9 protein-coding genes and 1 pseudogene are annotated in these 11,948 nt (G+C 73.5%); 7 read left to right on the top strand and 3 right to left on the bottom strand.

Annotated elements, in window-relative coordinates:
• Positions 1–194: pseudogene (locus DZF91_RS39160) on the bottom strand (hypothetical protein); the annotation flags it as partial.
• Positions 195–345: 151 nt separating this feature from the next.
• Here DZF91_RS39160 and DZF91_RS34510 point away from each other — a divergent pair.
• The 5 genes from DZF91_RS34510 to DZF91_RS34490 are packed head-to-tail and all read left to right on the top strand — an operon-like array spanning position 346 to position 6,892.
• A complete protein-coding gene (locus DZF91_RS34510) occupies positions 346–2,076 on the top strand; it encodes an AMP-binding protein (protein WP_117361239.1) in 1,731 nt (576 codons plus the stop codon).
• Complete coding sequence (locus DZF91_RS34505) at positions 2,077–3,156, top strand: acyl-CoA dehydrogenase family protein (protein ID WP_117361238.1); 1,080 nt, start codon at positions 2,077–2,079, stop codon at positions 3,154–3,156.
• A gap of 3 nt (positions 3,157–3,159) precedes the next feature.
• Positions 3,160–4,332, top strand: coding sequence for an acyl-CoA dehydrogenase family protein (locus tag DZF91_RS34500; RefSeq protein ID WP_117361237.1), 1,173 nt, complete (start codon positions 3,160–3,162; stop codon positions 4,330–4,332).
• Between the two features lie 8 nt (positions 4,333–4,340).
• On the top strand, positions 4,341–5,732 hold the full coding sequence (locus DZF91_RS43000; protein ID WP_328589258.1) for an OB-fold domain-containing protein: 1,392 nt from the start codon (positions 4,341–4,343) through the stop codon (positions 5,730–5,732).
• Positions 5,729–6,892: a lipid-transfer protein gene (locus DZF91_RS34490; RefSeq protein ID WP_117361236.1), complete on the top strand. Its 1,164-nt coding sequence runs from the start codon at positions 5,729–5,731 to the stop codon at positions 6,890–6,892. Before DZF91_RS43000 ends, DZF91_RS34490 begins: the two co-directional genes overlap by 4 nt.
• 24 nt (positions 6,893–6,916) lie before the next feature.
• On the opposite strand, the gene DZF91_RS34485 is transcribed toward DZF91_RS34490, so the two are convergent.
• Positions 6,917–8,503 carry an immunity 49 family protein gene (locus DZF91_RS34485; protein WP_117361235.1) on the bottom strand — a complete coding sequence of 529 codons (1,587 nt, stop codon included), beginning with the start codon at positions 8,501–8,503 and terminating at the stop codon, positions 6,917–6,919.
• A 102-nt stretch (positions 8,504–8,605) separates the two neighbouring features.
• Positions 8,606–9,253, bottom strand: coding sequence for a TetR family transcriptional regulator (locus DZF91_RS34480; RefSeq protein ID WP_117361234.1), 648 nt, complete (start codon positions 9,251–9,253; stop codon positions 8,606–8,608).
• Positions 9,254–9,405: 152 nt separating this feature from the next.
• Between DZF91_RS34480 and DZF91_RS34475 the strand changes: the two genes are divergently transcribed.
• Both DZF91_RS34475 and DZF91_RS34470 read left to right on the top strand, forming a co-directional pair.
• Positions 9,406–11,001, top strand: a complete 1,596-nt coding sequence (locus DZF91_RS34475) for an MFS transporter (protein ID WP_117361233.1) — start codon at positions 9,406–9,408, stop codon at positions 10,999–11,001.
• 295 nt (positions 11,002–11,296) lie between these two features.
• Positions 11,297–11,948: rhomboid-like protein (locus DZF91_RS34470; RefSeq protein ID WP_147341524.1), on the top strand; the 652-nt coding region annotated here is incomplete at its 3' end.

The following is an 11,948-nucleotide window of genomic DNA, read 5'->3' as shown; positions in this document are numbered from 1 at the left end:
GCCGCGGCGGCCTGGACGATGCGGCGGCGGCGCTGGTGCTGGCTGCGCGACCGCGCGCCGCGCGGCGCCGGATCCGTTCCGGGCGCGGCGGCGTCCACGGCGGACCCCGCTTCTTCCGGCGCGGGATCCGCCACGGGATCGGCTGCGGGGTCCTCGGGCGGCTGGTCGCCGGTCACGGCCTGTTCTGCACTCACGGACCAAGCTTACAGGTCGCACAGGAACGTGTTACTTGAACGCGATTCGGTACAACCTCTCACGTTCGACTTGCGGCGGTGGGAGCGGGTGAACCAGCCCCTGGACACTTACTAGAATCTGTTCTAGTTTTGCGGCCGGGAGGTGACGCCGGTGACCGTCGCGGATCTGCTCGCGGCCCGCGCCGCCGACGACCGTCCGGGGCTCTCCTGCGCCGACGACGGGCGGCGCTGGAGCTGGCGCGAGGTCGTCGCCGAGTCCGCCGCCCGCGCCGCGTGGATGGCGGCCCGCCGCCCGGGGGAGCGCCCGCTGCACGTCGGCGTCCTCCTCGACAACCTGCCGGAACTGGTCTTCCTGCTGTGCGGGGCGGCGCTGTCGGGGAACGTGGTCGTCGCGCTGAACCCGACCCGGAGCGCCGCCGAGCTGGCCGAGGACGCCTGCCGCGCGGACTGCGACCTGGTCGTCCACCAGCCCGAGTACACCCCGCTCGCGCAGGGCACGGCCGTCCGGACCAAGGGCTTCGCCGACCGCACCCGCGAGGTCGTCGGGCTCGCCGAGCACGGGCTCGCGGTCGCCGAGTTCGCCGGGGCGGCCCTGCCCGGCCCGTCCGGGACGGCCCAGCCCGGCACCGCCAGGACGGCCCTACCCGGCACCGCCAGGACGGCCCAGCCCGGCGCCGCCGGGATCGACGAGACGACGCTGATGATGCTGATCTTCACCTCGGGCACGTCCGGACGGCCGCGCGCGGTCCGGGTCACGCACCGCAAGGTGGTCGTGCCGGGGGAGAGCCTGGCGGGACGGCTGCTCACGCCCGAGGACGTTGTGTACTGCCCGATGCCGCTGTTCCACTCCGGCGCGATCATGGCGGCGTTCGCGCCCGCCCTGGTCGCCGGGGCGGAGCTGGTCGTGCGGTCGAGGTTCAGCGCGTCCGGGCTGCTGCCGGACGTCCGCGCGCACAACTGCACCTACCTGCACTACGTCGGCAAGGCCCTGTCGTACGTGGTCGCGACGCCGCCGAAGCCGGACGACGCCGACAACCCGCTCAGGGTCGCGTTCGGGAACGAGGCCGCGCCGCTGGAGCAGAAGGCGTTCGGCGAGCGTTTCGGCTGCTTCGTCATCGACGCCTACGGCTCCACGGAGACCGCGATCGCCCTGACGCCCGACCCGTCCGGCCCGCCCGGCGCGCTCGGCAGGCTCGCCCCCGGCATCAGGATCCTCGACCCGGAGACCGGCGCGGAGTGCCCGCCCGCCCGCCTCGACGCGGCCGGCCGCGTCACCAACCCGGACGAGGCCATCGGCGAGCTCGTCAACACGACCGGCGACGGCCTGTTCGACGGCTACTACAAGGAGGACGCCCCCGACCGGCTGCGCGACGGCATGTTCTGGAGCGGCGACCACGTCTACCAGGACGAGGACGGCCACGTCTTCTTCGCCGGACGCGCCGCCGACCGGCTCCGCGTGGACGGCGAGAACTTCGGGGCCGTCCAGGTCGAGCGGGTGCTCGCCGCGTTCCCCGGCGTCCGGCAGCTCGCGGTGTTCGGCGTCCCGGACGCGGCGTCCGGCGACCAGGTGATGGCCGCGCTCGTCACCGAGACCGGCGACTTCGACCCGGACGCCTTCGCCGCGTTCCTCAAGGGGCGGGACGACCTCGGCCCGAAGTGGCCGCCCCGGTACGTGCGGGTGGCGCGGGAGCTGCCCGCGACACCGTCCAACAAGATCCTCAAACGCGCGCTGGCCCGGGAGGGCTGGCGCACCGACGACCCGGTGTGGTGGCGGCCCGGCCGCGACCTCGCCTACCGCCGGATGACCGCCGACGACGTCGCGGCGCTGGCCGCCGAGTTCCGGCGGCGGGGCCGCCGGCACCTCCTGGAAGGGAGCGCCTGAGTGGAATTCGACCTCGACGAGGACCAGCGCGAGCTGCGGGGCCTCGCCGCCGACCTGCTCGGCCGGGAGGCCGCGCCGCAGCGCCTGGAGGCGTTCGAGACGTCCGGCGCGGCCTACGACGCGGCCGTCTGGAAGGCGCTCGCGCAGGCCGGGCTGCTCGGCGTCGTGGTGCCCGCGGAGCAGGACGGCGCGGGCCTCGGACCGGTGGAGCTGACCGTCCTGCTGCGGGAGGTCGGCGCGCACGTCGCGCCCGTCCCGGCGTACGCGGCGCTCGCGCTGGCCGCCCTGCCGATCGCGCTCGCCGGCACCGGCGAGCAGAAGGAGCTGCTGGCGGGCGTGGCGGCGGGGGAGCGGATCCTGACCGGCGCGTACCGGGAGCCCGGACCGCCCGGCACGGTGGAGACGACCGCGCGCGGGGGAAGGCTGACCGGGACGAAGACCTATGTCCCGTACGCCGACGAGGCGTCGCACCTCCTCGTCCCGGCGCGGGAGGACGACGGGACGGTCCGGGTGTACGTGGTCGAGCGGTCCGAGGCGGCGGTGAGCCCGCAGCCGTCGGCGACGTCCGAGCCGCTGTCGCTGGTCGCGCTGGACGGCGCGCGCGGCACCCCGCTCGGCCCGGACGGCTGGGACGTCTTCCGCCGGTCGGCCGTCGCCGGCGCGGTCGCGGTCTCGTCCGGCGTGATCGAGGGCGCGTTGAAGCTGACCACCGAGTACGTCCGGACGCGCGAGCAGTTCGACCGCGCGCTCGCCCAGTTCCAGGCCGTGACGATGCAGATCGGCGACGTGTACATCGCCAAGCGCGCGCTGGACGTCGCGGTCTGGGCCGGGGCCTGGCGGTTCGCGACCGGCGCGGACGACACCGACGAGGTCCTCGCGATCGCCGCCTACACCGCGGCGGGCCAGGTCGTGGAGGCGCTCTACACCTGCCAGCACCTGCACGGCGGCATCGGCCTGGACGTCACCTACCCGCTGCACCGCTACTTCGCCTGGGCCAAGCAGGCCGGGCACCTGCTCGGCGGCGCGGAGGACCAGCTCGACACCCTCGGCGCGCTCGTCGCCGCTCAGGAGGTTCAGTAGCCGATGTTCATCGACCTCACCGGCGAGCAGAAGAAGCTCCGCGCCGAGCTGCGCGACTACTTCCGCGGGTGCCTCACCAAGGCGCAGCGCGCGCGCATCGCGGACGACCCGTTCGGCGAGTACTACATGGAGCACTGCAAACGCCTCGGACGGGACGGGATGCTCGGCGTCGCGTGGCCGAAGGAGTACGGCGGGCGCGGCTACGGCCCGGTCGAGCAGCAGATCTTCGCCAACGAGATCGCGCGCGCCGAGGTGCCGTACCCGATCATCACGCTGAACTCGGTCGCGCCGACGATCCTGCAGTACGGCACGGACGCGCAGAAGGCGTTCTTCCTGCCCCGCATCCTCGCGGGCGAGTGCCACTTCGCGATCGGCTACAGCGAGCCGGGCGCGGGCACCGACCTGGCGTCCCTGCGCACCACGGCGGTGAAGGACGGCGACCACTACGTCGTCAACGGGCAGAAGATCTTCACGTCCGGCGCGCACTACTCCGACTACGTCTGGCTCGCCGCCCGGACCGATCCCGACGCGAAGAAGCACAAGGGCATCTCGATGCTCGTCGTCGACTGTGAGGACCCCGGGTTCTCCTGGACGCCGATCGTCACCATGGACGGCCGCCACCACACGAACTCGACGTACTACCAGGACGTCCGCGTCCCGGCGGACATGCTCGTCGGCGAGGAGCACAAGGGCTGGGACCTCATCGTCAACCAGCTCAACCACGAGCGCGTCACGCTCGGCCCGGCGGGCAACATCGGCCACACCTACGACCGGTTCGCGGCGTGGGCGCGCACGGCGACCGGACGCGACGGGCGTCCTCTCGTCGAGCAGCCCGACGTCCGGCGCGCCGTCGCGCGGGTGTACGCCTACCTGCGCGTCAACGAGCTGCTGAACTGGCAGGTCGCGGCGAACATGGACCTCGGCTGGCTGGGCGCGGCCGACGCGTCCGCCACCAAGATCTACGGATCGGAGCGGATGCAGGACGTCGGCCGGATCGTCGGCGACACCCTCGCCCGCTTCGGCGACCCCGGCGACCCCGCGACCGCGGAGTTCCTGGAGGTGCTCGACCACGGCGTCAAGGGCGCGGTCGTGCTGACCTTCGGCGGCGGCGTGAACGAGATCCAGCGGGAGCTCATCGCCATGATCGGCCTCGGCCTGCCCCGCGCACCCCGGTGAGGAGCCCCGTGCGACAGCGAGACCTGAGCGAGGCGCGTGACGCGCCCGCGGTGCACGAGGAACTGGACGAGCCGGCGGTGCACGAGGAGCTGACCGCGCTCGCCGCCCGGCTGGCCGCGCGCGGCGAGCTCCCCGCGCCGCCCTGCCCGGACCCGGTGAACGCGCCGATGATCCGGCACTGGACGCAGGCGCTCGGCGACGCGTCCGGCGCGGCGGGCGCGTGGCGGGACGTCGCCCCGCCCGCGATGATCCAGGTCTGGTCGATGCCCGGCCTGGTCGCGCAGAAGGCGGGCTCGGTCGCGGACGACCCGCTGCGCCTGCTCAACGAGCACGGCTACACGGGCGTCGTCGCGACCAACTGCGACCAGACCTACGACCGCTACGTCCGGGTCGGTGAGCGGCTGCGGTCGACCATGCGGTTCGGCGACGTCCAGGGGCCGAAGCGGACGGCCATGGGCGAGGGCTACTTCGTCACGTGGTTCCAGTCCTGGTACGACGAGGACGACCGGCGCGTGGCCGAGATGCTGTTCCGGGTCCTGAAGTTCCGACCGAGGCGACGCGGCGGAGGCGGCAGGCCGTCCGGCGCGAAGCCCGGCAGGTATCCGCTGCGTCCGGCGGTCGGCCCGGACACGCGGTACTTCTGGGACGGCGTGAACGACGGCGAGCTGCGCATCCAGAGCTGCGCCGACTGCGGCGCGCTGCGGCATCCGCCGGGCCCGATGTGCCCCGCCTGCCACTCCACGAACCGGACGTACCGGAAGGCGAGCGGGCGCGGCACCGTGCACAGCTTCGTCGTCCACCACCATCCGCCCGTCCCCGGCCGGACGCCGCCCTACGCGGTCGCGGTCGTCGAGTTGGAGGAGGGCGTGCGGATCGTCGGCGACATCGTCGGCTGCGAGCCGTCCGAGGTCGAGGTGGACATGCCCGTCCGCGTCCTCTTCCAGCACATGGACGACGAGCTGGTCCTCCCGCGCTGGACCCCGGCGGACGCCCCCGAACCCGAAGGGCGGGACGAACGGCGGGAAGAGCCGGACCAGGAGCCGGACGGAGCGCTGCGCATCGACCTGACCCCGACGTTCGTCATCGCGACCGCGCTCGCGACCCGCGACTTCACCCCCGTCCACCACGACACCGAGCTGGCCCGCGCGCAGGGCTCCAAGGACATCTTCGTCAACATCCTGACGTCGATCGGGCTCGTCCAGCGGTACGCGCTGGAGACCGTCCCGGGGGCGGTGCTGGAGAGCATCCGGGTGCGGCTCGGCGTCCCGGCCTACACGGGGGACACCCTCACGCTGACCGGTGAACGCGCCGACGACCGGACGCTCAGGGTGCGCGGCGCGGTCAGCCTCGGCGACCACCTGACCGCGACCGTCACGTTCAAGGAGGGGGACGCCCAGTGAGCCTTTCCGGGAAGGCGGCGATCGCGGGGATCGGCGCGACGGAGTTCTCCAAGGACTCGGGCCGGTCGGAGCTGCGGCTCGCCGCCGAGGCGTGCCGCGCCGCGATCGCCGACGCGGGCCTGGCCCCCGCCGACGTGGACGGCCTGGTCACCTTCACCGCCGACGCCAGCGCGGAGATCGCCGTCCAGCGCGAGCTCGGCATCCCGTCGCTGCGGTTCTTCTCCCGCGTGGACTACGGCGGCGGCGCGGCCTGCGGGACGGTCGCGCACGCCGCCATGGCCGTCGCGACCGGGCAGGCGGACGCGGTGGTCTGCTACCGGGCGTTCAACGAGCGGTCCGGGCACCGGTTCGGGCAGGCCAACAAGGGCGGCGGGTCGGGTTCGCAGGCCATGGAGTTCTCCTGGCACCTGCCGTTCGGGTTCGCCACCCCGGCCGCGTGGGTCGCCATGCAGGCCCGCCGCTACATGCACGAGTACGGCGCGACCAGCGAGGACTTCGGCCGGGTCGCCGTCGCCATGCGCAGGCACGCCGCGACGAACCCCAGGGCGTGGTTCCACGGACGCCCGATCACGCTGGAGGAGCACCAGGCGTCCCGGTGGATCGTCGAGCCGCTGCGCCTGCTCGACTGCTGCCAGGAGTCGGACGGCGGGCAGGCGATCGTCGTGACGAGCGCCGAACGCGCCCGCGACCTGCCGCACCGTCCGGCGGTGATCGCGGGCGCGGCGCAGGGCACCGGCCCCGACCAGATGATGATGTTCTCCTACTACAGCGGCGACCTGGCGTCCCTGCCCGCGATGGGCCGCGTCGGCGAGCAGCTCTGGCGGCAGTCGGGTCTCGGGCCGGACGACGTGGACACCGCGATCCTCTACGACCACTTCACCCCGTTCGTCCTGGTCCAGCTTGAGGAGCTGGGGTTCTGCGGACGCGGCGAGGCGAAGGACTTCCTCAAGGACGGCGGCATCGAGCTCGGCGGCCGGCTGCCGGTGAACCCGCACGGCGGGCAGCTCGGCGAGGCGTACATCCACGGGATGAACGGCATCGCCGAGGGCGTCCGGCAGCTCCGCGGCACCGCGGCCAACCAGGTCCCGGACGCGACGAACGTGCTGGTCACGGCCGGGACGGGCGTTCCGACGAGCGGCCTGGTTCTCACCGCGGGCTGAGCGCCCGCGGCCCACGCCGCGGGATCAGCGCCGGGCGAGGCCCTCGACGATCGCGCGCGGCAGGAAGTCGGACTCGACGCGGACGGGGATGCCCCGGTCGTGCGCGAGGCAGGCGAGGCCGAGCGCGTCGAAGTGGAGCTGGCCGTCCGGGTCGCCGACGCGGTCGCCCGCGCTGTAGTAGTCGGTGAAGAGCGCGAGCGCCTCGGTGAGGGCGGTGTTGAAACCGTCCGCGTCGTTCTCGAGGATGCGGTCGAGCAGGCGGAGGCGGGGGTTCGACAGGCACTCCCACCAGTCGTCGCCGGAGGTCTTCACCAACCCCTCCGCCAGCGCCGGACGCGGGTCCTCGCCCAGCAGGACGTCACGGCACGCGTGCGCGTAGCAGGTCGTCTCATGCAGGGTGGTCGCGAGGTTCATGGAGTCGAAGGCGGCCAGGTTCGCGAGGTCCGCCTGGGACCGGACGGTCCAGGCGAGCGCGACGGCCCGCGCGTACGTCCAGTCGCTCGCGTCGCCGACGGGCCCGGACGCGGGCAGCTCCTCGGTGCGTCCGGCGAGCGTGACCGCGATCATCGTGCCCTGCGGCGCCGACGCCAGCCGGAACGCCGCCGCGTGCGCCTCACTCGCCAGGGCCAGCCCCTCCGCGTACGCGGGATCCTCGGCGCGCGGGTCGAGCACCGAGCGGAACGTGAGCGCCATCAGCTCGCCGCTCCCGACGCCGTGCATGGCGCTGAACCGGTACTGGACCAGGACGGACGGGCTGAACGCGTGCTCCACCCGGTCCCGCTCGATCGCAGCGCGGTTCGCCAGCCACTTCGCGGCGCGGTCGGCGTCGAAGTCGGGACGCGCGACCGGGCCGTCCGCGCCGGGCTTCTTCGGCCCGGCACAGGTGACCAGGCGGACGGGCAGGTACCCGGACTCGACCTCGACCGGCAGCCCGGCCTCGTGCGCGAGCGCGGCGAGGGCCAGCGGTCCCCACGCGATCAGGTCGCGGGGCCACCGTCCGGCGGACTCGCGGTGCTTCTCCAGCGCCGTGACCAGGGCGGCGTTGAACGCGGCGGCGTCGCCTCCGGCGATCGCGCGCAGCATGGCGCCCTCGGGGGTGTCCGGGTAGTCCTCGGCCGGGCCGCCGTCCCAGAAGACGCGGAGGGCCCGCATGAAGGGGATCTCGTCCTGCGCCTCCGGGAGGGATTCGACCAGCTCGTAGAGCGAGCCGAGAAGGCGGTGGTCGCCGGCGGCGCGCGCGACCCGGAACGCCTGGACCCAGTCGGCCGCGCCCAGCGTCTCGTCGTACTCCTGTGCGGAGCCGAAGCCGACGCCGAGGTACTCGACCCAGCCGCGGACCTCGCCGCCGACCGGGACGGTCAGGGCGCGGGCGTAGTCCCGGTACAGCTCCGCGGCCGAGGTCAGCGCGAGCCAGGTCTCGCGGGTCTCCGCGCGCGGATCGATGTCGGCCGTGCGGGCCGCCGCGTAGTCGAGCAGCGTGTCGGCGAGCATCTCGATGCTCGGGGCGCCGCCGTACTGGGCCAGCTTGGTGTCGCGGCCGAGCTGGTCCGGGACGGCCGCCAGTGCGGACGAGACGGCCGATTCGGAAATGTCATGACGATCAACGCGCATGGGCGGTGATCGTAGCGAGCCCCGCCGACACCGGCCCGCCGATCGGCCGTCCCGCTGCCGGAACAGCGGTCCTTCGGCGGGCTCAGCGGCCCCTCGGCGGGCTCAGTAGTCCTTGAAGCCCTTCTCCAGGACCTCGAACGCGGCGTCCACGACCTCCGCGAACGAGGTGAACCCGCCGAGGCCGGTGCGGTAGGCGTCGGCGGCGACCATGAAGGCGGTCGAGGCCATCGCCGCGAACATCCGGGGCCGCAGGTCGGTCTCCGGGTCGGTGCCCATCCGGGCGGCGATCACGCGCGTCATCTCGTCGTTCTTGCGGCGGGTGAGCTCCATGCTGCCGGCGCGCAGCGCGGGGCTCTCCTCGGTGAGCCGCATCAGGCAGTCGAAGCGGGTCAGCCGCTCGTCGGTGGCGTCCGCGGCGTCCATGGCCTGGATCAGCAGCGCCCCGGCCTCCCGCAGCGCCGTCAGCACCGACTCCTCCGGGGGCCGCGAGGCGAAGGCGTCGAGCATGGCGTGGAACTGGGCCTCCTGCGAGGTCAGCGCCACGTCCTCCTTGGACGCGAAGTAGCGGAAGAAGGTGCGGGCCGACACGTCCACGGCGTCGGCGATCTCCTCGACGGTGGTGGCCTCGTACCCCTTCTCGGAGAACAGCCGGAACGCGGCGTCCAGGAGGGCCTCGCGGGTCGCCTGCTTCTTGCGTTCGCGCCGGCCGGGGGGCGGGGTGGGCTCGGTCTCGGGAGCGGGCGCGGTCATGCCCGGATTGTAGCGGGCCGTCCACCCTCCGTCCAGAATTCTGTCAGCATGTGTCTTACGTCATGAACTGAACAATGACGGTTGACGACATGTGTCACGGCATGACACTTTGAGGGCCACCCGCTTCCCCATCCCCTCACCGAGGACACTCCATGGCACAGACTTCGAGCGCCGAGATCCTGCGTCCACCGACCGAGGCGCCCGCCCGGGCGCGACCGGGCCACGGCCACCCCTGGCTGACCCTCGTCGCGGTCGCGCTCGGCGTGATGATGGTCGGACTGGACGCCACCGTCGTCTCGGTCGCCAACCCGGCCATCGCCCACGACCTGCACGCCTCGCTGTCCGGCCTGCAGTGGGTCACCAACGCCTACCTGCTCGCGCTGGCCGTCTCGCTGATCCCGGCCGGGAAGATCGCCGACCGGTTCGGCCGCAAGCGCACCTTCCTCGCCGGGGTCGTCGGCTTCGCCGTGGCCTCGCTCGCCATCGGACTGTCCGGCGGGCTCGGCATGGTCGTCTTCTGGCGCGTGGTGCAGGGCTTCGCGGGGGCGCTCCTGCAGCCCGCCAGCCTCGCCCTGCTGCGCAACACCTTCCCGGCCGAGCGGCTGAACGCGGCGATCGGCATCTGGGGCTCCACCGTCGGCATCTCCATCGCGGGCGGCCCGATCGTCGGCGGCCTGCTGGTCGAGCACGTCAACTGGGAGTCGGTGTTCTTCCTCAACGCGCCCCTCGGCGTGGTCGCGCTGCTCACCGGACTGTGGGTGATCCGCGAGTCCAAGGACGAGGAGGCCGCCGGATCGTTCGACCTGCCCGGCGTCGCGCTGCTCACCGCGTCCCTGTTCTTCCTGGTCTGGGGCTTGATCAAGGCCGGTGAGCACGGCTTCGGGCACACCACCCCGCTGGCCTCGTTCGCCGCGGCGGTCGTGCTGGGCGCCGGGTTCGTGGTCAACGAGCTGCGCGCCGAGCACCCCTTGCTGCCGCTCTCGCTGTTCCGCTCGGTGTCGCTGTCGGCCGCGACCGGGCTGATCGTGCTCGGCTTCTTCGCGATGTTCGGGACGATCTTCTTCATCACCCTCTACATGCAGGCCGTGCACGGCATGACCCCGGTCCAGTCCGGCGTCCGGATGCTGCCGATGACCGGCATCTTCATCGTCGCCTCGCCCATCGCCGGGTTCCTGACCAGCCGGTTCGGCCCGCGCGTGCCGCTCGCGCTCGGCATGGCGTTCACCGCCGCCGCGATGTTCGGCCTCTCCCGGATCGGGGTGGACGCCCCGTACGTGCAGATCTGGCCGTGGTTCGTGCTGGTCGGGCTCGCGTTCGGCATGGTGATCGTCGCCGGGACCGAGGCGATCGTCGGGAACGCCCCCGCGCACCTGGCCGGCGTCGCGGGCGGACTCCAGCAGACCGCCTCGCAGATCGGCGGCGTGCTCGGCACCTCGGTGCTCGGCGTGCTGCTGTCCACCAAGGTGGGGAACGTGCTCACCGACCGGCTGACCGGCGCGGGCGTCCCGGGCCCGGCGGCGGAGCGGCTCGCGGGGCAGACCGGCCTGGTCTCGCAGGGCGTCGCGCCCGTCCCGCCGGGCACCCCGGAGCCCGCCGCGCACGCGATCACCACCGGCAGCCACCTGGCCTTCATGGACGGCTTCCAGAGCTCACTGACCGTCGCGGGGGCCGTCGCCGCCGTCGCGGTGCTCGCCGCCCTGTTCGTCCGGAAGGGCAGCACCCCGGTCGAGGGCGTCGCCGTCGGCTGACCACCCCGGCCGAGGGCCGGTCGTGCGGCTCCACGGCGTTCACACCTATCGAAAGCGCCACAGCCTGCTAACCCTGGCCGGTCCGATCGTCCGTGCCGCGTCCCGCCTCCGCCCGCGGAGGGGACGCGGCACGACGCGCGAGGTGGGCGGGGGTGCGGGCGGGATGGCGGGGCCGGTGAGGCGGGACTGGCGGGATGGAGCGTTCCGGACCGGGTTTTCGGCGTACGGGCCGTACCATCCCGGCGGCCGAACTAGCCTGCCGAACGTGATGGGTGGCTTCCTCCGGCGGTATCCCATGCCGCTCGTTTTCCTCGTCCTGTTCGCCGCTACCGGGTTCGCGCAGATCTACCTGCTGTCGGGCCCCGCCCGCGCCTCGATGGTCGCGTGGGCCAGCACCAACCTGGACAACCTGTCCTGGAACCCCGTGGGCACGATGGTCGCGTCCGCCTTCGTCGCCGAGGGCGAGCGGGCGGCGCACACGTTCCAGCTGGTGATGATGGCGCTCGGGCTGTTCCCGGTCGCGCGCCGCTTCGGCAACCTGCGCGGGGTGCTGCTGGTCGCCGCCGCCCACGTCACCGGGACGGTGGTCAGCGAGGGCCTCACGGCGGTCCGGCTGGCGCTCGGCTCGGTCGGCGCCTCGGTCCGCGAGATCAGCGACGTCGGGCCGTCCTACGTGCTGTCGGCGGCGCTGCTCGCGACCATCCTGTTCGGTCCCGGCCGGGTGCCGCGCGTGCTGGCCGCCGCCGGGCTCGCCGTCCTGGCCCCCTACCTGTTGGCCGGGCTGACCAGCCTGGACGTCGCGGCCGTCGGGCACGTCGTGGCGATGGCGACCGGCGCCGCGCTGGCCGGGCTGATGGCGCTGCGCGACCGGCGGCGCGGCCGGTTCACCCTGCCCGCGCTCGCCAGGATCGGCCCGGGCCCGGCGATGTCGGCCACGTCCGCCGCCT

The sequence above is a fragment of the Actinomadura logoneensis genome (assembly GCF_003428695.1).
GTDB lineage: Bacteria > Actinomycetota > Actinomycetes > Streptosporangiales > Streptosporangiaceae > Spirillospora > Spirillospora logoneensis.
Note: the sequence above shows the minus strand (reverse complement) of the source record. Positions and strands in the feature narration are given on the sequence as shown.